A 23,199-nucleotide genomic window follows, 5' to 3' on the forward strand; every position below is an offset into this window, starting at 1 on the left:
GACTGTTCATTAATCGTAGTATTCCGTATCCACACGAATCAACTCTACATCTGGATGGTTCTCTACAAATCGAACGACAGTCTGCATTTCTTGTTGTAAAAAAGATATCTCATTAGCAACGGCAGCGATACCCAACACGGTACGCTGCCATTGCTCGAGATAAGCCACCTCTGCCGCGGAGACGTTAAATCGGCTCCGCAGCTTGCCGATCAGACTTTTGACGATGGCTCGTTTTTCTTTCAGGTTTTGGCTAGCCGGCAGAAACAGTTCAATCTGCACACCGGCTATCATTATTGTTTCACTTCAACCATGACGAATGCTTCGATTACGTCGCCGATTTTGAGGTCATTGAAGCGTTCCAAAGTGAGACCACACTCATAGCCTGCTGCAACGTCTTTCGCATCATCTTTGAAGCGCTTGAGGGTATCGAGCTTACCTTCATAAATCACAATGCCTTCACGGATCAAACGCGCACCAGCATCGCGGCTCAATTTACCTTCAGTCACATAGCAACCTGCAATGTTTCCGACTTTGGATACTTTGAACACTTCACGAATTTCAGCCTGGCCGATAATATTTTCTTTGAAGACTGGATCAAGCATCCCTTTGAGAGCAGACTCGATCTCTTCGATTACAGTGTAAATGACACGGTGCAGGCGAATGTCGATCTTCTCTTGTTCAGCCATGCTGCGTGCATTCGGTTCAGGACGCACGTTGAAGCCAATGATAATCGCATTCGATGCATTTGCTAACGTAACATCGGACTCTGTAATTGCGCCAGCACCTGTATGAATGATTTTGACACGTGTACCGTTGACTTCAATTTTCTCCAAAGCACCACGCAGAGCTTCTACAGAACCTTGTACGTCACCTTTTACGATCAGGTTCAGCTCTTTGATGTCGCCTTCTTGGATGTGCTGGAACAAGTCATCCAAAGAAACGCGGGAGCTCTCACGACGCTCGGATTCACGCTGCTTGGATGCACGTGCTTCCCCGATTGCGCGCGCCTTTTTCTCGTCTTCAAAGACACGGAACTGGTCACCTGCTTGTGGTACATCATTCAGACCAGTGATTTCAACTGGCGTAGATGGACCAGCTTCTTTCAGACGGCGTCCTTTGTCGTTCACCATTGCACGTACACGTCCGAAAGCGGAACCTACTACAATTGGGTCACCAACGCGTAGGGTACCTTGTTGAACCAGAATGGTTGCAACTGGACCGCGTCCCTTGTCAAGCTCAGCTTCTACAACAGTACCGCGAGCGCGCTTGTCTGGGTTTGCTTTCAGTTCTTGTACTTCGGATACGAGCAAGATGTACTCAAGCAGTTCTTCGATACCTGTACGCTGTTTCGCAGACAATGGGGAGAAGATCGTATCGCCGCCCCACTCTTCGGCAACCAGTTCATACTCGGTCAGCTCTTGCTTAATACGGTCAATATTTGCTTCTGGTTTGTCAACCTTGTTAACAGCTACGATGATTGGAACGTTTGCCGCTTTTGCATGGCTGATCGCCTCAATCGTTTGCGGCATGACACCGTCATCTGCTGCAACAACCAGAATGGTAATATCCGTGATTTGCGCACCACGTGCACGCATAGTTGTGAACGCCGCGTGACCAGGTGTATCGAGGAATGTAATTTTCTTTCCTTTGATCTCAACTTGGTACGCACCGATATGCTGTGTAATTCCGCCTGCTTCTCCCGCTACTACGTTTGTAGAGCGAATCGCATCCAGCAAAGTTGTTTTCCCGTGGTCAACGTGACCCATGATGGTAACAACTGGCGGGCGCTCCAACAGGCTTTCTGGTGCATCTACTTCTTCCAGCGTTTCGAAGTTCGTTTCATCGATGATGATTTTTTCTTCGACTTCTACGTTGTAGTCCGCGCAAATGAGTTCGATAGCTTCACGGTCGAGGTACTGGTTGATCGTCGCCATGATGCCCAAACCGAACAGCTTTTTGATGACTTCAGCCGGTTCCTTGCGCAGTTTCACTGCCAGCTCATTTACAGTCAAAGACTCTGTAAACGTAATCTTTGTAGGTGGTTCAAGAACAGGGCGTTGCGGCTTTTGTCCTCCACCACGATGGTTGTTTCCTCCACGGCGGTTGTTTTGGTTGTTACGGTTGTTCCCACCGCGGAATGGTTGACTCTTCTTGTTATCTTCGAAAGTCTTTTGGGTTGGAGGGGCTTTTTTGATTTTCTCACGCTTTTCCATACCAACGTTGGATGGAAGGTTCACTTTATCTTCAAAATCTTCCCCTGTACGACCTTCCGTTTGGTTCTGCTGTGCAGGACGCTGCTGGTTTTGTGGTCGTTGCTGGTTTTGTGGTCGTTGCTGATTTTGAGGACGCTGTTGGTTTTGTGGTCGTTGTTGATTCTGCGGCTTACGGTCAGACGGCTTTGCAGGTTGACTTCTCATATTGTTTGGTTTTCTCTCCTGATTCTTCCCCTGATTTTTTCCATGCTGAGGACTATGCTGATCGGGATTGCCACTAGCACTGCTATTTCCTGGACGATTTGTGCTTGTGTTCTTTGGTCCGCGATCGCTGTTTGGTCTTTCATTTCTAACCGGTTGAACTTGCCCCGCTTGCTGCTGGGGTTTGATCTGTTGTCCTCTGGAGTCGTTGGGGCGTCGTTGATCGTCCGTTTGTTTGGGTCTTGCATCACTAGGTGTACTGCGCGTTTCTGGTTTGGCACCAGAACGCAATTTGGCCATGTGATCCTCGATCCTTTTGATCGTCCCTTCTTCCATGATACTCATATGATTTGCTACTTCTATATTCAATCGTTTTAGCAAATTGAGGATTTCCTTACTGCTCATGTTGTGCTGTTTGGCATACTCATACACACGTGTCTTCAAATATACTTCACCCTTTCTAAGTTAGGTGAGCAGACGCTGAATGCTTTCGGCCAATTTCCCATCGGTTACCGCCACGGTAACGCGCCCATCTTTTCCGATTGCGTGTCCCAATGAATGTCGGTCGCCAGTGGTTACACATGAGACACCGTAATAGGAACATTTATCCTTTACTTTCTTGGCGGTATTGTCTGATGCATCTGATGCGAGTAATACCAGACGGGCCTGCCCATTACGAATAGCGGTAATGACCAGTTCCTCCCCGGTAACGATCTTTCTCGCTCGCATCGCCAATCCGAGTAGTTGTGCTGCTTTTGGGATCATTTTCCCATCATCTCCAACCATTTCTCACGGAAAGCATCATACTTTTCTTGGGAGATGGACATATTGAGGGCACGTTCCAGCACTTTTTTCCATTTTCCCGATGCGAACGCATCCGGCTTCAGACAGCTTTCCTGCCGACACACATAGGTACCGCGTCCCGCCGCCCTTCCAGTAAGATCAATGACGATCTCTTCTTCTGGCGTCCGGACAACGCGGATTAATTCCTTTTTCGGAAACATTCCTTGGCAAACAATGCACTTACGCAACGGGATCTTTTTTTGCTTCATGATTATTCGTTGTCCGTCCCTTCATCGCTCTCTACTTCTTTTGGATAAGCGATGCCTTCTTGGTCGGCTTGGGACTCGCTCTTGATATCGATCTTCCAGCCCGTCAGCTTGGCTGCCAGGCGTGCGTTTTGACCGCGCTTACCAATCGCCAGAGACAATTGATAATCAGGAACGATCACACGTGTAACCTTCTCCGCTACGTTAACCTCTACATGCAGCACTTTTGCAGGGCTGAGTGCATTGGCTACATACTCCGCAGGATCTTCAGACCAACGAACAATGTCGATCTTTTCGCCTTTCAGCTCTGTAACGATCGTTTGGACGCGCATGCCCTTTGGACCGACACAAGCCCCTACTGGATCAACATCTGCGTTGATGGAATGCACAGCGATCTTCGAGCGATCACCCGCTTCACGCGCAACAGATTTGATTTCAACCACACCGTCATATATTTCTGGCACTTCTAATTCGAAGAGGCGCTTCAAAAGCCCCGGGTGAGTACGGGAAACGACGATTTGCGGTCCTTTAGTGGTTTTCTCTACTTTGATGATGTATGCCTTCACACGATCTTGTGATTTAAAATCTTCGGATGGCATTTTTTCGGTGATCGGCATAACGGCTTCCGCCTTACCCAGATCAATGTAATAATTGCGAGCGTCCATACGCTGAACGACGCCAGTTACGATATCGTCTTCACGCTCAATAAACTCGCTGTAGATCAAACCGCGCTCCGCTTCGCGAATGCGCTGCGTAACCACTTGCTTCGCTGTCTGAGCAGCAATACGACCGAAATCACGAGGCGTTACCTCGATTTCGACGATGTCCTCCAGACGGAAGTTAGGATCGATTTCTTGTGCTGCTTCTTGAGAGATCTCTAGGCGCGGATCCAATACCTCTTCCACTACGTTCTTCCGCGCAAACACACGCACCATACCTGAATGACGATTTACATCCACCCGCACATTTTGGGCCGAGTTGAAGTTACGTTTGTATCCAGAGATAAGAGCCGCTTCGATGGCCTCAATCAGTACGTCTTTGGTGATGCCTTTCTCTCTCTCAATGGCTTCTAAAGCCTCGATAAAATCGCCGTTCATGACTTTCGTTGCCTCCTCCTTTACTTACCACAGGCTACACAGGCCGCGACAACTAAAAAATAATTGCCATTCTAGCCGTGTCAATTTGCTCTTGGGAAATTACATACGTTTTCTTTGCTTCTTTTACTGTCAGCTTGCCATCCTCATAGGATACCAGTTCGCCTTCGAACGTGGTTGCACCTTCTATTGGCTCTTTTGTTGTGATATGCACATTTCTGCCGACAGCTTTCGTGAAATCCTTATCCTTGCGTAATGGGCGCTCAGCACCCGGCGAAGATACTTCTAAAAAGTATGCCGTAGGGATGGGATCTACTTCGTCTAGTTTTTCGCTCAGCTTCTCGCTGACAAGGCGGCAGTCATCAATGTCGATGTTGCCAGTTTCATTGTCGATAAACACGCGCAGAAACCAGTTGCTGCCTTCCTTTTTGTACTCGATGTCAACTAGCTCCAGGCCCAATCCTTCCACAATGGGCGTGACGAGTTCAGTGACGATGCCTGTTACCTTGCTCAAGCAAGTACCTCCTTCTCATTTGAACCATGAGGTGTAGCCAGAAAGAAAGAGTGGGTTTCCCCACTCTCGATCAGCCATGCGTATAAAACCAGTATTTCCAAAAAAATTATAGCATAACAGCCCTCTGCTGACAACCTTTGGATGATTGTGAGCCTTGTCTGGACGCCTTAGAACAAGGATAGCTGGTTGGATTCTGGCAATCCCTTCAAAGCACCTTGCTCGTCCAAGAACTCCAAAATGGTCTTGGAGATGCGGGATCGGGATAGGAGGTCCTCCTTGGACAAAAACTCCCCTTGCTCTCTCGCTTGCACGATACTGATCGCTGCGTTCGTCCCTAAACCAGGCAGGGCGTTGAACGGAGCGATGAGGGAATCACCTTCGATCAAGAAGCGGGTAGCGTCCGACTTGTACAAATCAACGTTGACAAAACGGAAGCCACGCTCTACCATCTCCAGCGCCATCTCCAAAACAGTCAGTAATGCCTTTTCTTTAGGCTGTGCATCGTGTCCCTTGCCTTCGATTTCTTCAATCTTTTGCTTAATCGCTGCTGAGCCTTTGACCATCAGCGGAATGTCAAAGTCATCTGCGCGAACAGTGAAATACGTTGCGTAAAACTCCAATGGGCGATGAACCTTGAAATAGGCAATCCGCACGGCCATCATGACGTAAGCAGTCGCGTGCGCCTTCGGGAACATGTACTTGATCCGCTGGCACGACTGAATATACCATTCTGGCACATTGTTATTGCGCATTTCTTCCTGATCGTCCTCAGGAACCCCTTTCCCCTTACGCACAGACTCCATGATCTTAAAGGCGCGTGAAGGCTCTAGCCCTTTATAGATCAAATACACCATGATATCGTCACGACAACCAATTACGTCTGGCAACTTGCAGGTACCGTTTCTGATCAAGTCTTGTGCGTTGTTCAACCAAACGTCCGTACCATGAGAGAGTCCAGAAATCTGAACAAGCTCGGCAAACGTAGTCGGTTTCGTGTCTTCTAGCATCTGACGTACGAATTTGGTTCCGAACTCAGGAATGCCAAGTGTCCCCATATTCGTACCGATTTGCTCCGGTGTAACTCCCAAGGCTTCCGTTGTACTGAAGATGGACATCGTCTTTTTATCATCCAGTGGAATCGTCTTCGGGTCCATTCCCGTCAAGTCTTGCAGCATGCGAATGACAGTCGGATCATCGTGTCCAAGAATATCGAGTTTTAGCAAGTTGTCATGAATGGAGTGGAAGTCGAAATGGGTTGTGCGCCATTCTGACTCATTATCATCAGCCGGGAACTGAATCGGACAAAAATCTTCAATTTCCATGTAGTCAGGAACTACGATAATACCGCCCGGATGCTGTCCTGTCGTCCTTTTTACACCTGTACAGCCGTTGACGATCCTGGATATCTCTGCATTGCGCAACGTCATGCCACGCTCATCGGCATACTTTCGCACGTAGCCATAAGCTGTTTTTTCCGCAACGGTACCAATCGTTCCTGCACGATATACGTAATCCGCTCCGAAAAGCTCTTGTGTGTACTTGTGTGCACGGGGCTGATAATCACCGGAGAAGTTCAAGTCAATATCCGGTACTTTGTCTCCTTTAAAGCCGAGGAACGTCTCGAACGGGATATCCTGGCCGTCCTTGGCATACATGGTCCCACATTCTGTACAGGCTTTATCCTCCAAGTCAAACCCAGAGGCTATTGAACCATCTGTAATAAACTCGCTGTGCTTGCAATTTGGGCAACGATAGTGAGGAGGCAATGGGTTTACCTCAGTAATCTCAGACATCGTCGCAACAAATGACGAGCCTACAGACCCACGTGAACCTACCAGGTAACCATCATTCAACGATTTCGTTACCAAACGCTGCGAAATCAAATAAATCACACCGAAGCCGTGCTTGATGATACTGGTCAATTCTTTTTCCAAGCGATGCTCGACCAGTTCGGGCAATGGGTCACCATATAACGACCTTGCTTTGTCGTAGCACATTTGACGAAGCTCATCGTCTGCCCCTTCAATGATCGGCGTGTACAGCTTGTCTGGAATCGGACTAATATCCTCAATCATATCCGCAATGGCATTCGTATTTGTTACGACAATTTCTTTTGCGGTCTCTTCCCCCAAAAAGGAAAACGCCTCTAGCATCTCTTCCGTTGTATGAAAGTAAAGCGGCGGCTGGTTGCCTGCGGTTGGATCTCCTTTTGACAATAAGAAAACATCGCGGAAGATTTCATCCTGGGGATTCAGGAAATGCACATCCCCTGTGGCAACGACCAGCTTGCCGAGCTCTTTTCCCATTTGAACAATCTTTTCATGGTAGCCTTTCATCGTCTCCAACGAAGGAATTTCTTCATTACGCAACAGTGGTGAGTAATGAGCGATCGGCTGTAATTCCAAAAAGTCGTAAAAAGCAGCAACTTCCTTCAACTCTTCTGGTGACTTACCACGGAGAATCGATTGCATGAGTTCTCCGTCTTTGCACGCCGTACCAATTAGCAAGCCTTCGCGGTATTTGGTCAGTTGGCTTCGCTGAATTCGGGGCCAACGGAAGAAAGTTTCCACATGGGAACGACTCACGAGCTTGTACAGGTTTTTAAGGCCTTCTTTATTTTGCACGAGAATCGTCGCATGGAATGGACGTCCACTCTTGTAATCCGCCTCTTCGTTGCTTTTTTCATTCAGCTCAGCAAGCGATTTGATTTCCGCTTCTTTTATGTCCTTCAACATTTGCTGGAACACGTGAGCCAAGGCCACAGTATCGTCCAACGCACGGTGAGCATTGATGAGCTCGACGTTGAACTTTTTCGCTAATGATCCCAAACGATAATTGCGCATTCCTTTGTACATCAAACGAGCCAACGGCAACGTATCTAAAAATGGATTGCTCCATGGCTCCATGCCAATCCTTTTGGCACAGGCGTTAATAAACGCTTTGTCAAACTCAGCATTATGCGCAACCAGGATGGCGTCACCAGTAAAATCCTTGAATTTGCGGAGCACCACATCGAGTGTCTCTTGCCCGCGGAGCATTTCGTTGGTAATCCCCGTAATCTCGGTTGTCTTTGGCCCAATTTCCAATTGCGGGTCAATCAGCTCCGTCCATTGGTCGACAATTTCTGAGCCTTTCATTTTGACAGCAGCGATCTCGATGATGGTATGTTCTGAGGCATTTAACCCCGTCGTCTCCGTATCAAATACGACGTATTCGGTATTTTCATCAATGGCAAGATTATTGTCTGCTTGCAGGTTATAAACGATATCGATACCATCCTCGACTACGTATGCTTCCATACCGAGAATGCATTTGATGTTGTTCTTTTTGGCGATGGAATACGCCTCTGGAAAAGCCTGCACGACACCATGGTCAGTGACAGCAATTGCTTTATGACCCCACTTTGCTGCTGTCGAAACCAGGGATTTTACGGATGCAACGGCATCCAGCGCACTCATCGGCGTATGGCAGTGGAGCTCAACACGTTTCTCTTCCGCATGATCCTTGCGAATGACCTGCTCAATCTGGTTTAAATCATTGGCATTCATCACAAGATCGCGTACAAACGTGTCATGCTGTACACTTCCCCGTACTTTCACCCACATGCCGTCTTTTAGCAATTCAAGCATTTTCACATCTTCTTTATCGCGGGAGAACATCTTCACCGTGAGAGAATCCGTATAGTCTGAAACGTTAAAAGTGAGCAAATGGCGTCCACTGCGAAGCTCTTTTACTTCAACGTTAAATACGGTTCCTTGAATGACGATACGGCGTTCCTCATCTTGAATCTCGCAAATCGGGATCGGCGCATCTTTGATTTCATAGCCCATCATGAGCGTAGTGACAGCCTCAGCTTTATCAGACGATTTGCTATCTTGCGCAACAGCCGTCATCACAACTTCGACGAGAGCACGCTCTTCCTCTTTACGTTGCTCCTCAAAGGCCTTATATGCGTCATCGCTTTCTTCCCCATGGAAAGTAAAACGCATCGAGCAATCGGTAGCCTTCTGGAAAGCAGCCAATAGCTCATTATCCGCTCGCTTACGCTTGGCAACCTCAACGGACATCTCCGTTGGCAAGTACACCTTGACTTCCTGTTGGTCGACTTGCTTACGCGCCTGACGCATCGTCACTGCCAGGGAGTTCAGAGTTGGCTCCAGCCCCGCTAGTAATACATCCCAATACTCTTCGACTACGTGATCGAGTGACGGCTTTTGCAGATAGCGAAATCGGGTTTCTACTTTCGCTAGATGTGAAAATGTATGCGTCAATCGCTTGGTAAAAGCTGCATAAACATCCGCAGGTATCATTCTCGGGAGGGCAAAGTGAAAAACCCATTCTTTGTTTTGTTTATACAGCTCTAGCTTTTCAATCTGAGCATCAAGAAAAAATCGCTCCACCCATTCGTCAGGAACTTCCATTTGCTTGACCAATAGGGAGAAGCGATGTTTTTGCTCTTGTAAACGGTCCACGGTTTTCCCACCTTCCCTATAAGTGAGCGTTCAAACAAGAAAAAGAGGCACTCCCCATTAATCTAGGGGAGTACCCCGTAAAAATTCGACAAAATCCTTCTTATTCCTGCATGCAACTAGTTACCGAACAAAGCAGCTCCAGTTTGGTCAACACGAGATAAGAAGCCTTTCACTTCATCGACCAATTGATCAAGCTTCACATCATGTGCTTCACCGTTTTTGCGGATACGCACTTCCACGGTTCCTTCTTGTGCGGCTTTATCAGAAACCGTAATACGCAGAGGCAATCCAATCAAATCCGCGTCTTTAAACTTCACACCAGCACGCTCAGGACGATCGTCAAACAAAACTTCTACGCCAGCCTTGCGCAATGCTTCTGTAATTTGTTCACTAGCTTGACGTTGCTCTTCTACTTTAACATTGACCGGAATCACATGCACATGGAAAGGTGCAACAGATACTGGCCAAATGATACCATTTTCATCATTGTTCTGCTCAATCACTGCCGCAATCGTACGAGATACACCGATTCCGTAGCAACCCATGATCATTGGTTGACTGCGACCGTTCTCATCCAGGTACGTAGCACCCATCGCTGTGGAGTATTTCGTACCCAGCTTGAATACGTGACCGACTTCTACACCACGTGCAAACTTGATAACACCACCTGTACGAGGGCACTCGTCACCTTCTGTAATGTTACGCAAGTCAGCGTACTTGGAAACGGTGAAATCACGACCAGCAACTACGTGAGTCAGATGATAGTCTGTTTCATTGGCACCGACGACACCATCATAAACATCTTGAACAAAATTGTCTGCGATGATTTCCACTTTTTCAGGATCAATGCCAACTGGGCCAACAAATCCCGCAGGCGCTCCTGTTACCGAAACGATATCCGCTTCAGAAGCCAGTCCTACGATCGTCGCATCGTACAAGTTCTTCAGCTTCACTTCATTGATCTCATGATCACCGCGCACCAGCACCATAACCAGCTTGTCGTCTACGCGATAAATGAGGCTCTTGATGATTTGCTTTGCTTCGATTTGCAGTGCTTGTACCAATTGGTCGATCGTTTTGGTGCCAGGCGTATGCAATTTTTCGCGAGCTGGCGCTTCTGTTGCTGGCTTCGCCGATGGCTTGTACACGACTTCTGCCTTTTCCAAGTTGGCCGCATAATCGCCTTCTTCAGAATAAGCAATCGTGTCTTCCCCAATGTCGCACAACGCCATGAATTCGTAAGTGCCTTTTCCGCCGATTGCACCTGCATCAGCTTCTACTGCACGGAAATTCAAGCCTACACGGGTAAAGATGTTCGTGTACGCATCATACATAGCCTGGAAGTTGCGATCCAGCCCTTCCTGTGACGTATCGAAAGAGTAAGCATCCTTCATAATAAACTCGCGGCAACGAATCAAACCGAAGCGGGGACGCACTTCATCACGGAACTTGGTTTGGATTTGATAAAGGTTGATCGGCAGTTTTTTGTAAGAGTTAATCTCATCACGCACGAGACTCGTAATGACTTCTTCGTGGGTTGGACCCAAGGCAAAAGGACGATCATGACGATCACGCAGGCGAACGAGCTCGGGACCGTATACATCCCAGCGGCCCGTTTGATGCCAGAGCTCAGCTGGTTGCATCGCTGGCATCAACAGCTCTTGTCCCCCAGCATTGTTCATTTCTTCACGCACAATCGCTTGGATTTTGTGCAGGGAACGGAGCGCCAGGGGCAGGTACGTATAAATACCGGAAGCCAGTTGGCGGGCCATTCCTGCGCGGAGCAGCAGCTTGTGGCTGGCAATCTCCGCGTCGGATGGCACTTCCCGCAGGGTAGGGATCAACATTTGACTTTGCTTCAACACGTGCGTGTCCTCCTTATGCCTTATCAGCAATCAACGTGCATTATCCTACAGTTGTAGGTTTTTGCTCGTTTACCATTTCGTTAATTTCTTTCATCAGCTCTTCAAACAACTCAGTTTCTTTTACTTTCCGAACAATTTCACCATTACGGAAAATCAAGCCCTCGCCATTTCCGCCGGCAACGCCTACATCTGCTTCACGAGCTTCACCAGGGCCATTTACCGCGCATCCCATTACCGCTACTTTTAACGGTACTTTCAGCGTGGAAATAGCATCCTCGACTTTTGTTGCCAAGCCGATCAGGTCAATAGCGCATCGACCGCAAGATGGGCATGCAATGACTACTGGATCGTTGTTCACGATATCCAAGCTGCGAAGGATTTGTTTTGCTACTTTAATTTCTTCAACAGGATCAGCCGTCAGGGATACACGGATGGTGTCACCGATTCCCATCGACAATACCGTTCCGATTCCAACGGAAGACTTAATACTGCCAGAGAACTGTGTACCTGCTTCTGTTACACCGACGTGCAACGGATAGTTACGTTTCTGTGCCATCAACGAATAGGTTTGGATCATCGTTGGAACATCGGAAGACTTCAAGGAAATGACGATGTTGTCGTAATTCAAGTCTTCCAGAATTTGCACATGGTCGATTGCACTTTCTACGATTGCTTCCGGAGAAGGGTACCCGTATTTTTCCAAAAGTCTTCTCTCTACTGAACCGGAGTTGACCCCGATACGGATTGGAACATTGCGCTCACGGCACGCTTCCACTACGCGTTGCGTTTTTTCTTTCGAACCGATGTTTCCTGGGTTAATCCGAATTTTATCAATTCCGCTCTCCAGCGCAATCAATGCCAGCTTGTGGTCGAAATGAATATCGGCAACGAGCGGCAATGGGGAGCGTTCTTTAATTTTTTTGATGGCACGGGCTGCATCCTCATTGATGACGGCCAAGCGAACAATTTGGCAACCGACATCGTGCAGTCTCTGAATCTCGGCCAGAGTTTTTTCTACATCACGTGTGTCTGCTGTCGTCATCGATTGGATGACTACGCTTTTTTGGCCCCCGATTTGCACTCCACCTACAAAAACCGGTTTCGTCTCCTCGCGCTTGAACATTTTGCACCATCCTTTTAGGTATGTCTGTTTTTCTTTCTATCGTGTTAGTACGTGATTAGGAGAACAATCGTTGCAGATCATTCCACGTCACTACCAAAATCAGCAACATCAAAAAGGCAAAGCCCAAGAAATGAACCATTCCTTCTTTATGCGGGTCAACAGGTCGACCACGCAGCGCCTCTACTCCCAAGAATGCGAGACGTCCGCCATCCAAAGCTGGCAGCGGCAACAGATTGAACAATCCAAGGTTAATGCTCAATACAGCAGCCCATTTCAACAGAATCGCCATACCTTGTTGCGCAACCTCTCCAGTCATCTTGAAAATACCGACTGGACCACTCAAGTCCTTCAATCCGTATTCCCCAGTTACGAGCATTCCCAAGCTTTTCAGGATCATCACCGTAAAATCGTAAGTGTTGGCTGCACCCGATTTCAGAACTTCCCCTGGGGCAAACGTGGTTGCATTGGTTACCATAATTTTGCCCACGTTGTTTTCGTCTTTTCCTACTTTAACTGGCACAGTCATACGCTGTCCATTGCGCTCGTACTCAAATGTTAACTGTTGGTCCGGCGCTTTGCTAATCTTCTCGACAACGTCTTTCCACGAGGATACAGGCTGACCCTGAATCGCGATCACCTTATCACCTGACAATAATCCGGCTTGAGCAGCAGGTCCTCCCGGGATTACATTTCCCAGATAGCTGCCATTCGGTACACCGTACAAGAAGCCGATCACGATAAACAAAACAAACGCCAGCAAAAAGTTGGCTGCAGGTCCTGCAAAAATCGCCCAAAAACGTTGTGAAACTGTCTTGCCTTTGAACTGTCTGTTCAGAGGGGCAATCTGTACTTCTTCTCCATCCTTGACCAGCTGAGCCTGTGGATGTACAGCAAATGTCTTCTGCTCTCCATCCACTTCAAGCACGATATTTAAATTTTGCTCCAGATCAAATTGTACGACTGTACCGGTGATCGCACGAGCGGAACCAGAACTTGGCCCATCGAGCAAAATATGTGTGACCTTTCCTAACGCATCCCGCTCCACGCTTACTTCCATGTGCGGTTTCAACATATCCATCTCCGGGTCTTCCCCCGCCATGCGAACGAGACCGCCGATGGGTAACAGGCGTAAGGTGTATTCCGTTTCTCCCCGCTTCACGCGAAAAATTTTTGGCCCCATTCCCAGTGCAAATTCACGACATAAGATCCCTGCCTTCTTGGCCAGAAGGAAGTGTCCTAGTTCGTGCACAAAGACAAGTACCCCAAATACAACTACAATCGCGAGAATTGATTCAACGGAATCCAGGTTGGGCAAAGGCAAGTGAACAGCCACCTTTCTGTCAAGTATCTAACACTCATATTCCTTAGCTGGAGACGAGCGCATAAGAGCGTGCCCACTCATCAGCTGCAAAAATATCTGCAAGCCCTGGACTCGCTACACCGGGGTGAGCTTCGCATGTTTTTCGGACGACCTTTTCAATGTCCAAAAAACGGATCTCTCCCTTCAAGAACCTATCAACTGCGACTTCATTGGCTGCATTCAGTACCGCAGTATGCGTACCTCCTGCCATGCCGCACTCATACGCTAATTTTAACAGTGGATAACGCTCATAATCCATGGCTGCAAAATGAAGCGTGGCGATCTTGACCAAATCGAGTGGTTCGGTAGGCAGTTCTTTTCTGATGGGATAGCTCATGGCGTACTGAATCGGAACCTTCATATCCGGCGTACCGAGTTGGGCCATAACCGCTCTGTCTTTGTATTCTACCATAGAGTGTATGATACTTTCATAATGCAATACGCATTCGATTTGCTCATAAGGTAAATTGAACAGCCAATGAGCCTCGATCACTTCAAAACCTTTGTTCATCATAGTAGCAGAATCGATCGTAATCTTTGCACCCATGCTCCAATTCGGATGAGCCAATGCCTGCTCTACTGTCACTTGCTGTAAATCCTCACGAGAGAGGTGACGGAAGGAACCGCCTGAAGCGGTCAAAATGACTCGCGCCACATCTTCCCTGCGCTCACCTTGCAGACATTGGTAGACAGCTGAATGCTCGCTGTCTACTGGAATAATCGATACGCCTTTTTCTTTCGCTCGTTTCATAACAACAGGGCCAGCGCTCACCAGTGTCTCTTTGTTGGCCAGTCCAATTGTTTTTCCCGCCTCAATTGCAGCGAGTGTAGGTGCGACCCCTACACTGCCGACAACAGCGGTCATAACGAAATTGGCAGCTTCATGACGGGAAACCAGTTCCAAGCCTTCTGCTCCGTAAACGATTTCTGGCTGAGACTTACCCGCCAATCTATCTCGCAGTTCAACGGCAGCCTTCTCATTTCCCACAGAAACGAGCTCGGGCTTGAATTTTTCCACCTGGCGTGTCAATAGATCGACGTTTGTTCCAGCAGCCATAGCCACCACCGAAAAATCCTCAGGATGCTGGTCTACGACTTCAAGCGTGCTCGTTCCAACTGACCCCGTTGAACCTAAGAGCGCTATTTTTTTCACGGATTTCACCCTCTATATCTCTTTCTATATGCAAAAGGTTTTAGACAATACCTAATAGATGTAGAACCGGAAAGACGAGCAAAAAACTATCAAAGCGATCCAAAACGCCTCCGTGACCCGGAATGAGCTGTCCTGAATCTTTTACATGGAAATGTCTCTTGAATGCCGACTCAACCAAATCACCCAATTGCCCGACGATCCCCGCAACAAGTGCGATGGTCAATGCCTGATCAATCGCAAAATGTCCAAAGCTTGCATTGATGGAAAGAACAATCAAGACAGAAGCGGCGAGACCTCCTAAAGCCCCTTCCACCGTCTTGTTTGGACTTATTTCCGGCCACAGCTTACGCTTACCTATTGCTTTTCCGACAAAATAGGCACCCGAATCTGTCGACCAGATTCCCATAATGACCATGACCGTAAGCATGAATCCTTCAGGTAGGTTTCGGGTAGCGGCCATATAAGTAAAACCGTAGCCTATGTATAACGCCCCCACCAACGTAAGGGCGACGTGTTCAATGTGAAACTGATTTTTCCGCAAAACGGAGTAAATCAACAAGAGCAGGATGACGGGCAGCATCAGATCCGGCATGCTGATACTGAGCCAATCCGAAAATAATAGAGACGGCCACAAAATGCTTAACATCAATACATATCCGAGCAATCCTGCCAAATAAAATGACTGAATACCAGCCATTCTCATAAATTCATAATAGCCAATGACAGCCAGTAAAAACACCAATAGTGAGTACCAAACTCCACCAGCATACATCAATAATAGAAAAGCAGCCCCACCTATCAGGCCTGTTATTATACGTTGCTTCAACTGATTCCACCTCTCGGCTATACCGCCCCGTAGCGACGAGCTCGGCCTTGGTATTCCACGATTGCCTGATAAAAATGTTCACGGGTAAAATCAGGCCATAGCACGTCCGTAAACCATAATTCTGTATATGCTAATTGCCACAGCATAAAGTTACTCAAGCGAATCTCTCCACTTGTGCGAATCAAGAGGTCTGGATCGGGAATTTCGCTTGTATACAGGTAGCTCGAAATCAATTCTTCAGTCAGTTGTTCTGGTTGAAGCTCACCTGCTTTTACTTGTGCTGCCATTACTGAAAATGCTTTCGCAAGCTCATCTCGCCCGCCGTAATTCAGGGCAAAATTCAATTGAAGACCGCTATTGTCCTTCGTTTTCTCTTCTGCTTCCAGCAGTGCTTTCAGCGTATGAGAAGGCAGCTCGTTTTTACTGCCCAGCATGCGTATGCGGACACCACGTTCTATTAATTCATCCAATTCTGTCGACAAAAATTCCTGCGGAAGTTTCATGAGAAAATCCACTTCATCGCGTGGTCGCTTCCAGTTTTCGGTAGAGAACGCGTACATCGTCATATAGCGCACGCCGATCTCGTCTGCAGCCTTGACGACTTCTTTTACTGCTTTCATTCCTGCACGGTGCCCGGCAACCCGGGGTAAACTGCGCTTATTGGCCCAACGACCGTTACCATCCATAATAATTGCCACATGCTCCGGAATCTTACCGGAACGATCCAACTCGGCTGGCTCCGATTGCTTTTCTTTGCGGCCCCATTTGCGCGCCAGATGTTCTAACATAAAGTGTTCCCCCGTAATGAGAGATATAGACGTACATCCCCCTCAAACGAGGGGGATTACCATTACCTATACTTCCAAAATGTCTTTCTCTTTGTCCTTAACGACCTTGTCAACTTCGGCGATGAATTTATCCGTCGTTTTTTGAATAGTTTCTTGATGACGACGGGAATCGTCCTCAGAAATGGTAGCAGCTTTTTCAAGCTTTTTGATTTCATCGTTTGCATCACGACGGATGTTACGAATCGCTACCTTTGCCTCTTCTCCACCTTTTCCTGCCAGCTTCACGAGGTCTTTACGACGCTCTTCTGTGAGTGGAGGAATGATCAGGCGGATAATTACGCCATCGTTGGATGGAGAAATTCCCAAATCCGATTGTTGCAGCGCACGGTCAATTTCTTTAAGCGCCGTTTTATCCCAAGGCTGGATAGTCAGCATACGTGGTTCTGGTACGCTGATGTTTGCCAATTGGCTAATCGGCGTTGGAGTGCCGTAGTAGTCTACTGTAACACGATCCAGCATCGCTGGGTTCGCACGACCTGCACGCAGGCTGGACAGATCTCTTTTCAAAGCATTGATCGCTTTATTCATGCGATCTTCCATGTCTTTTAGCACAGTTTGAGGCATAATTATTCCCCTTTCACTAGAGTACCGATTTTGTCGCCCATTACTGCCCGACGAATATTGCCTTCTTCAGAAATGTTAAAGACGATCAACGGAATACTGTTATCCATACACAAGCTGGACGCCGTTGAATCCATGACACCTAAACCTTTATTCAGTACTTCCAGGAATGTCAACTGGTCGTACTTCTTGGCGTTCGGGTCAAGGCTTGGGTCTGCAGAGTACACACCGTCTACCTTGTTTTTCGCCATCAGGATTACTTCAGCTTCAATCTCAGCTGCACGCAGAGCTGCAGTCGTATCCGTTGAAAAGTATGGGTTACCAGTACCGGCAGCGAAGATGACCACGCGCATTTTTTCCAAATGACGAATGGCACGACGGCGTATGTATGGTTCTGCTACCTGTCTCATCTCAATCGAGGTTTGAACACGAGTCGGGACGTTCACTTTTTCTAACCCATCCTGCAAGGCGAGTGAGTTCATAATTGTGGCCAGCATCCCCATGTAATCGGCTGTTGCCCGATCCATTCCTTTAGAGCTGCCGGAAAGTCCGCGCCAGATGTTACCTCCTCCGACGACTACTGCGACTTGTACACCCAATTCTACGATTTCCTTGATCTGGTTAGCGACGGAGAAAATAACCTTTGGGTCAATACCATACCCTAAGTCCCCCGCCAAAGCTTCCCCACTCAACTTTAACACAACCCGTTTATAGGCAGGAAGTGGCATGTGAAACGGCCTCCATTCATGAATCATTCTCTGTGCCCAGTCTTCATTCCTTCTAATTGGGAACAGGTACACATTGCTCTTTACATGCAGAGAGTTTCACACAAAGTGAAACTCTCGCTTTGAAAATAGGGAACACGAAGGTGTTCCCTATAACCTTTATTATTGCTTATTAACTTGAGCCATTACTTCAGCTGCGAAGTCTTCTTGTTTTTTCTCGATACCTTCGCCTACTTGGAAGCGAGCGAATTCTTTCAAGGTAGCGCCTGCTTCTTTCAACAGAACAGCTACTTTCTTGTCAGTATCTTTTACGAATGGTTGCTCAACCAGTACGTATTCTTCGAAGAATTTGGAGAGGCGGCCTTCTACCATTTTCTCAACGATGTTAGCAGGTTTGCCTTCAGCCAGCGCTTGGTTTTTCAGAACTTCACGCTCGCGCTCGATCTCATCTGCGGAAACTTCATCACGGTTAGCAAAACGAGGGTTAGACGCTGCTGCGTGCATGCCCAAGTCGCGAGCCAGTGTTTCGTCTTGTGTACCTTCCAAAGTAACCAAAACGCCGATACGGCCACCCATGTGCAGGTAAGCACCGAAAACGCCGTTGTCTGTTTTCTCGGAGAGTGCAAAACGACGGAAGGAGATGTTTTCTCCGATAGTCGCGATTTTCTCGTTGATTACATGAGCCAAAGTCTCGCCAGCACCTTTGAAAGGTTGCTCCAGAGCTTCTTCAACAGATGCAGGACGTTGGGATACAACGTGCTCAGCGATGTCTTTCACAAGTGTTTGGAACTCAGGGTTTTTACCAACGAAGTCAGTTTCGCAGTTTACTTCTACAACTGCTGCTACGTTTCCAGCAACTGCTGTCGCAGTCAAACCTTCGGCTGCAATACGTCCGGATTTTTTCGCCGCTTTCGCTACACCGCGCTCACGGAGCAAGTCAATTGCTTTTTCCATGTCGCCTGCTGTTTCTTCCAGCGCGCGTTTGCAATCCATCATACCTGCGCCTGTACGCTCGCGCAGTTCTTTAACCGCTTGTGCACTAATTGCCATTGAGTGAAACCTCCTCGAAAAGTTACGATCCTATTATAATCGAAAAGCAAGTCGCCTGTTAACCTCGGCGACGCTATTCAGCAAAAAAGGATGGACGGGGGTTCTGACACCCTCAGTCCACCCTTTAACACACATGCTTACGCAGTTGTTGTTGCTTGTTGCTCTGTACCTTGATTTCCTTCCAAGAGAGCGTCTGCCATTTTAGCAGTGAGCAATTTCACAGCGCGAATTGCGTCATCGTTACCTGGGATCACATAATCGATTTCATCTGGATCGCAGTTAGTATCTACGATCGCTACGATTGGGATACCCAATTTACGAGCTTCTGCTACAGCGATGCGCTCTTTACGAGGATCGATGACAAACAGAGCGTCAGGCAGTTTATCCATGTGAGCGATACCGCCCAAGAATTTTTCCAGACGATCCATTTCTTTGCGCAGAACGATAACTTCTTTCTTAGGCAATACTGCGAAAGTACCATCGTTTTCCATACGTTTCAGCTCAGCCAAGCGAGCAGTACGTTTTTTGATGGTTGTGAAGTTTGTCAGAGTACCACCCAACCAACGTTGGTTGATGAAGTAGTGACCTGTGCGTTCTGCTTCTTCTTTAACGGATTCTTGTGCCTGTTTCTTCGTACCAACGAAGAGGATTTTTCCGCCGTCTTGAGCGAGTTCACGCACGAAGTTGTACGCTTCCTCTACTTTTTTAACGGTTTTTTGCAGGTCAATAATGTAGATTCCGTTACGTTCGGTGAAGATATAGCGAGCCATTTTCGGGTTCCAACGACGAGTTTGGTGACCGAAGTGTACACCAGCCTCGAGCAATTGTTTCATCGAAATTACTGCCATATTTCACACCTCCTTCAAGAATGGTTTTTGTGATGCCTACCTCCGCCTCACCGCATGTTCCAAGCAATTCTGCCATTGGCAGCACCGTTGCTGGAATTGGTGGACGTGCGATTTCAACACCGTAAATGAATATATCATATGGGAGTTTCAATTGCAACAAACGAATTCCATTTATTTCGTAAAAAAAAGTTTTGACCCTTCATGGCTGACGACAAATGGACACATTTGGTTACATTGAAAAAAACCGCCTATTTTTTAGGCGGAGTTGTTATCAACTTGACGATATCTGCTTCCTTAGCGGCGGTCGACACTTCATAGGTACCAACACGAATACGATTTAGCTTGTCGCTCGCACGTAGCTGTGCCACAAATTGATTGTCGGCAGGAAGGATTCCTTCCTTTACTAGAATCTGCGCTACATCCTCTGCAGTTGCTTTGTAAGGAACGGTGAAAGATACCTTCTTTTCTGCTACTGGTGCTTCCACTGTCGGAGCTGTAGGTGCCAGCGCATTGGGTGACGTTGGTGTCTGCGTATTCGGTACGGTTGGAGTAGGCTGACCGTCCTTACTCGGATTCGCTGGCGGAATCGCCTTTTGCTCTGATGAAGCAGCAGGTGTCGTAGGCTGTACAGTTGGCGTCTGCGGTTGCTTTGTCACAGGCGCCACTGTTTGACCTACCTTTGGCGTAACTGGCGCCTTAGGCACTCCAGGAGCTGGCTGTACGTTCACTTTCTTTTCTTCCTGCCACTGTTTGTATTCTTCTGCTGTAAGCACGACCATTTCCAGCTCTTGTGCAGCTACTTTCATTTGATCGACAGTCATGGCTGGGGCTTGCGTAGTCTGCTTAGGCGCTAACAGTCCGATTATAGAGGTAGCCACAATCAGTCCTGCTCCAAATCCAAATAAGAGCTCTTGTTTACGCATCGGCAAGACCTCGCTCATGCCTGTCAGCCAAGGAAAAGATCAAATCGATTTCCCCTCTGCCGGCACCGAGTCGTTTTGCAATCTCATCCCGAGACAACCCTTCTTTACTCAGCTCAAAGGCACGGCGATAACGTTCTCGTAGTGCCAGCATATCCACCTCTTGAATTTGAGGTGCTGCTTCGATCCGATTCGTTTCCATTGGAGCTTCTTGCTTATGAGTTTCACCCTTTTGCCATTGTTCTTCCATATTGTCTAATCGCTTGCGCAAACTAGCAATATCCTCGAGAAGATCCGCTCTCATTTCCTGCCATTCTGCAGCAAGAAGATTGGTTTCTTGCTTTACCTGTTTTTGAAGACGCTGCACGCTTTTTTCGAGCTCGTCCTTGTCCGTCGTGCGTTGTGTCGGTATTGAGGAAAAGGAGTCAACAGGCTGCTTCTTTTTAATGACAAAAGCAAGAAGCATGCTGATCATTCCTGCTCCAATCAGGATGGGATACACTACGTCCATGTTGTCCACCTTTATTTCTGGCTTAATCTTCGTTTATAAAGAAATATCTATAATACGCCCGCGCAATGGATCTCTCATGAGATCAGCATTCGTAGATACACCTTCGCTCGATTCGGACATTTGACTTCCAGCGGATTCTTTTTTGTCCTGATGTTCTTGCTGTCCTTGCTTTTTTTCTCGTTCGCGTATCTGGTTCTTTTGTGACTGCTCAAGATCGCTTGGGCGCTGGCGCATATGTTCATCCAGGTCTCTTCGCTGATCAATCATTGATTGTTGTTCATGCATGGTTCGTTGTTGCTGATGCTCCTGAATTCGGCTGACTTCTAGCGTTCGTGGTATTGCCACCTGCAATTCAACCGCTTTCAAACTCATATGGCCCCAACTCCCTTTGTCACACTAAGTATGTTAGCATCCTGGATTAGATAAGAGTTGCTGTGCTAATTTCACCGTCCAGCACAATAAATCTCGTTCTTGCATACTCGTGCTTGATAAAGTGCACCAGCTTTCCAAACGTCATTTTGATTCCTGGATACATCACATGATATGCCTCAATAGCTGCTGGTCCTTCCCCTTTCAGCTCGAGTTCAATATCATTTCTGCGTGCTTCCAATTCCTTGCTTTCTTTTTCCAGAACCAAACGAGTATTGGTTAGCTTGATTTGCATAAGGCGTTTGTCTGCTGGAAGTTCTTTGCTGACTTGAAGGATCTGATTCATAACGCCTAGCCCTTGATCTGTTTTGCGTAAATTTTCATACACATTTTGTAGTTCTTTTTGAATGTTCGCTAGTTCTTGTCTTAATTCCGGTTTTACTCCTACTTCGAGTATCGTAGGAGTGGCGCTGCTGTTCCCAAATACTCGAGCCGCAATCTTTTCTCCAGCTTGCAGCACACCGCCAATGATGAAGCCTTTTGCCCCTTTGCAAATGATTTGCTTTCCAGCTCGTACGGTTGAGAACATGATGCTTTGTGAAACAATCACTTGATTGCCAGCCGTTACATTTGCGTTTTGGATAAAGGATGTCCGGACATCTTTCCCCGCAACAATGCAGCCTTTGTCCTGGGCAACTATTCCGCTTTTGATTTCAATGGAGCCTTCCGCGTACAACTCGGCCCCTTCTACACTGCCAAGTACACGTATATCTCCTGATGACTTTACGCGAAAGCCATTCAATACGTTCCCGCGAATGACCACCGTTCCCACAAAATCAATATTGCCAACACCAAAATCAACATCCCCGTTTACTTCAAATACGGGAAACACGTTCATTTTTGCCTGTTCCGTAAAGGAGACTTGCCCGTCAATAGCGGCGTATAGCATCGTCCGCTCTTGATTGAGCACAACATTTTTCCCAGGCTTTATGTTTATTTCCTTGCCGGCTTTGGGAGCGATGGGCTCTCCGGTAACTGCTGTGCCTGGTTGTCCCTGGCTTGCTGATATTTTACGTGCCAAGAGTTGCCCTTTTGCCACATTAGGGATTGTCGTCACATTATAAAAATCAACTCGACCATCCTCAAGCTCTTTTGGACCTTCCCCTTCATTAATAGATGCCAAATAGGGGTACTCAATAGTCGCATCGGTTCCGGCCACAGGTGCTATCCCTTGAGCAACCACTACTCTCGCGTTTGCATACTTCGCTGGTAAGGTACACAAGTTCTGGACTACATCATCGAGAATTCCATATTTCACATGGCTTGCTTGTAATACTTTGTATACATCTGTTTCCAAGATGACAATTTCGTCGATATCTTGTTCGTCCACACGGAGAAGTACCTCAGCCTCCAATTTATCAGCTGAAATTTTTACTTCTATTTTATATTTCCCGATCCCTTCCATCATTCTACCCCTCTCAAGCTTGGGTAATGTCC

Annotated in this window: 21 protein-coding genes; all 21 read right to left on the reverse strand. The window is 47.4% G+C overall.

Annotated features, from left to right (window positions below; all coding sequences use genetic code 11):
- Nucleotides 1-9: 9 nt before the first annotated feature.
- Nucleotides 10-291 (reverse strand): DUF503 domain-containing protein, encoded by a 282-nt coding sequence (locus ASG16_RS30135; protein WP_007719228.1) that lies wholly within the window; start codon nt 289-291, stop codon nt 10-12.
- Nucleotides 291-2,858, reverse strand: a complete 2,568-nt coding sequence (infB, locus tag ASG16_RS30140; RefSeq protein ID WP_056488364.1) for a translation initiation factor IF-2 — start codon at nt 2,856-2,858, stop codon at nt 291-293. Before infB ends, ASG16_RS30135 begins: the two co-directional genes overlap by 1 nt.
- A 21-nt stretch (nt 2,859-2,879) precedes the next feature.
- Nucleotides 2,880-3,179 carry a YlxQ family RNA-binding protein gene (locus ASG16_RS30145; protein ID WP_007719232.1) on the reverse strand — a complete coding sequence of 100 codons (300 nt, stop codon included), beginning with the start codon at nt 3,177-3,179 and terminating at the stop codon, nt 2,880-2,882.
- Nucleotides 3,176-3,466 carry an RNase P modulator RnpM gene (rnpM, locus tag ASG16_RS30150; protein ID WP_048033422.1) on the reverse strand — a complete coding sequence of 97 codons (291 nt, stop codon included), beginning with the start codon at nt 3,464-3,466 and terminating at the stop codon, nt 3,176-3,178. Before rnpM ends, ASG16_RS30145 begins: the two co-directional genes overlap by 4 nt.
- A 2-nt stretch (nt 3,467-3,468) precedes the next feature.
- A complete protein-coding gene (gene nusA, locus ASG16_RS30155) occupies nt 3,469-4,560 on the reverse strand; it encodes a transcription termination factor NusA (RefSeq protein WP_048033423.1) in 1,092 nt (363 codons plus the stop codon).
- Nucleotides 4,561-4,612: 52 nt separating this feature from the next.
- Complete coding sequence (gene rimP / locus ASG16_RS30160) at nt 4,613-5,071, reverse strand: ribosome maturation factor RimP (protein WP_056488367.1); 459 nt, start codon at nt 5,069-5,071, stop codon at nt 4,613-4,615.
- A gap of 167 nt (nt 5,072-5,238) precedes the next feature.
- Nucleotides 5,239-9,543: a PolC-type DNA polymerase III gene (locus ASG16_RS30165; protein WP_056488370.1), complete on the reverse strand. Its 4,305-nt coding sequence runs from the start codon at nt 9,541-9,543 to the stop codon at nt 5,239-5,241.
- Nucleotides 9,544-9,659: 116 nt separating this feature from the next.
- Nucleotides 9,660-11,405 carry a proline--tRNA ligase gene (locus ASG16_RS30170; RefSeq protein ID WP_157966796.1) on the reverse strand — a complete coding sequence of 582 codons (1,746 nt, stop codon included), beginning with the start codon at nt 11,403-11,405 and terminating at the stop codon, nt 9,660-9,662.
- A 43-nt stretch (nt 11,406-11,448) separates the two neighbouring features.
- On the reverse strand, nt 11,449-12,531 hold the full coding sequence (ispG, locus tag ASG16_RS30175) for a flavodoxin-dependent (E)-4-hydroxy-3-methylbut-2-enyl-diphosphate synthase (RefSeq protein ID WP_048033427.1): 1,083 nt from the start codon (nt 12,529-12,531) through the stop codon (nt 11,449-11,451).
- Nucleotides 12,532-12,586: 55 nt separating this feature from the next.
- Nucleotides 12,587-13,852 (reverse strand): RIP metalloprotease RseP, encoded by a 1,266-nt coding sequence (gene rseP, locus ASG16_RS30180; protein WP_056488376.1) that lies wholly within the window; start codon nt 13,850-13,852, stop codon nt 12,587-12,589.
- A gap of 43 nt (nt 13,853-13,895) precedes the next feature.
- Nucleotides 13,896-15,044, reverse strand: coding sequence for a 1-deoxy-D-xylulose-5-phosphate reductoisomerase (locus ASG16_RS30185; RefSeq protein WP_056488533.1), 1,149 nt, complete (start codon nt 15,042-15,044; stop codon nt 13,896-13,898).
- A 40-nt stretch (nt 15,045-15,084) separates the two neighbouring features.
- Nucleotides 15,085-15,870: a phosphatidate cytidylyltransferase gene (locus tag ASG16_RS30190; protein WP_056488379.1), complete on the reverse strand. Its 786-nt coding sequence runs from the start codon at nt 15,868-15,870 to the stop codon at nt 15,085-15,087.
- 17 nt (nt 15,871-15,887) lie between these two features.
- A complete protein-coding gene (uppS, locus tag ASG16_RS30195; protein WP_048033430.1) occupies nt 15,888-16,658 on the reverse strand; it encodes an undecaprenyl pyrophosphate synthase in 771 nt (256 codons plus the stop codon).
- Between the two features lie 66 nt (nt 16,659-16,724).
- Nucleotides 16,725-17,282 (reverse strand): ribosome recycling factor, encoded by a 558-nt coding sequence (gene frr, locus ASG16_RS30200; RefSeq protein WP_056488381.1) that lies wholly within the window; start codon nt 17,280-17,282, stop codon nt 16,725-16,727.
- Nucleotides 17,283-17,284: 2 nt separating this feature from the next.
- Nucleotides 17,285-18,007: a UMP kinase gene (gene pyrH / locus ASG16_RS30205; protein WP_007719254.1), complete on the reverse strand. Its 723-nt coding sequence runs from the start codon at nt 18,005-18,007 to the stop codon at nt 17,285-17,287.
- 159 nt (nt 18,008-18,166) lie between these two features.
- Entirely contained in the window at nt 18,167-19,054 is an 888-nt protein-coding gene (gene tsf / locus ASG16_RS30210; RefSeq protein ID WP_048033432.1) for a translation elongation factor Ts, read from the reverse strand.
- 137 nt (nt 19,055-19,191) lie between these two features.
- Nucleotides 19,192-19,902, reverse strand: a complete 711-nt coding sequence (gene rpsB / locus ASG16_RS30215; RefSeq protein WP_015891726.1) for a 30S ribosomal protein S2 — start codon at nt 19,900-19,902, stop codon at nt 19,192-19,194.
- Nucleotides 19,903-20,150: 248 nt separating this feature from the next.
- Complete coding sequence (locus ASG16_RS30220; RefSeq protein ID WP_056488383.1) at nt 20,151-20,843, reverse strand: hypothetical protein; 693 nt, start codon at nt 20,841-20,843, stop codon at nt 20,151-20,153.
- A complete protein-coding gene (locus tag ASG16_RS30225; RefSeq protein ID WP_082517180.1) occupies nt 20,818-21,342 on the reverse strand; it encodes a DUF6115 domain-containing protein in 525 nt (174 codons plus the stop codon). The genes ASG16_RS30220 and ASG16_RS30225 overlap by 26 nt, the downstream gene beginning before the upstream one ends.
- A 24-nt stretch (nt 21,343-21,366) precedes the next feature.
- Nucleotides 21,367-21,705: a hypothetical protein gene (locus tag ASG16_RS30230; RefSeq protein ID WP_048033435.1), complete on the reverse strand. Its 339-nt coding sequence runs from the start codon at nt 21,703-21,705 to the stop codon at nt 21,367-21,369.
- Nucleotides 21,706-21,751: 46 nt separating this feature from the next.
- A complete protein-coding gene (locus ASG16_RS30235) occupies nt 21,752-23,170 on the reverse strand; it encodes a flagellar assembly protein A (protein ID WP_082517181.1) in 1,419 nt (472 codons plus the stop codon).
- Between the last annotated feature and the right edge of the window lie 29 nt (nt 23,171-23,199).

Source organism: Brevibacillus sp. Leaf182 (assembly GCF_001423865.2).
Classification (GTDB): Bacteria; Bacillota; Bacilli; order Brevibacillales; family Brevibacillaceae; genus Brevibacillus; species Brevibacillus brevis_C.

What these genes read in the sequence shown, in the direction of transcription:
- ASG16_RS30135 (WP_007719228.1), bottom strand. Translation starts at nt 291, where the DNA reads ATGATAGCCGGTGTGCAGATTGAACTGTTTCTGCCGGCTAGCCAAAAC.
- ASG16_RS30145 (WP_007719232.1), bottom strand. Translation starts at nt 3,179, where the DNA reads ATGATCCCAAAAGCAGCACAACTACTCGGATTGGCGATGCGAGCGAGA.
- rnpM (WP_048033422.1), bottom strand. Translation starts at nt 3,466, where the DNA reads ATGAAGCAAAAAAAGATCCCGTTGCGTAAGTGCATTGTTTGCCAAGGA.
- nusA (WP_048033423.1), bottom strand. Translation starts at nt 4,560, where the DNA reads ATGAACGGCGATTTTATCGAGGCTTTAGAAGCCATTGAGAGAGAGAAA.
- ispG (WP_048033427.1), bottom strand. Translation starts at nt 12,531, where the DNA reads ATGTTCAAGCGCGAGGAGACGAAACCGGTTTTTGTAGGTGGAGTGCAA.
- uppS (WP_048033430.1), bottom strand. Translation starts at nt 16,658, where the DNA reads ATGTTAGAACATCTGGCGCGCAAATGGGGCCGCAAAGAAAAGCAATCG.
- frr (WP_056488381.1), bottom strand. Translation starts at nt 17,282, where the DNA reads ATGCCTCAAACTGTGCTAAAAGACATGGAAGATCGCATGAATAAAGCG.
- pyrH (WP_007719254.1), bottom strand. Translation starts at nt 18,007, where the DNA reads ATGCCACTTCCTGCCTATAAACGGGTTGTGTTAAAGTTGAGTGGGGAA.
- tsf (WP_048033432.1), bottom strand. Translation starts at nt 19,054, where the DNA reads ATGGCAATTAGTGCACAAGCGGTTAAAGAACTGCGCGAGCGTACAGGC.
- rpsB (WP_015891726.1), bottom strand. Translation starts at nt 19,902, where the DNA reads ATGGCAGTAATTTCGATGAAACAATTGCTCGAGGCTGGTGTACACTTC.
- ASG16_RS30220 (WP_056488383.1), bottom strand. Translation starts at nt 20,843, where the DNA reads ATGAGCGAGGTCTTGCCGATGCGTAAACAAGAGCTCTTATTTGGATTT.
- ASG16_RS30230 (WP_048033435.1), bottom strand. Translation starts at nt 21,705, where the DNA reads ATGAGTTTGAAAGCGGTTGAATTGCAGGTGGCAATACCACGAACGCTA.
- ASG16_RS30235 (WP_082517181.1), bottom strand. Translation starts at nt 23,170, where the DNA reads ATGATGGAAGGGATCGGGAAATATAAAATAGAAGTAAAAATTTCAGCT.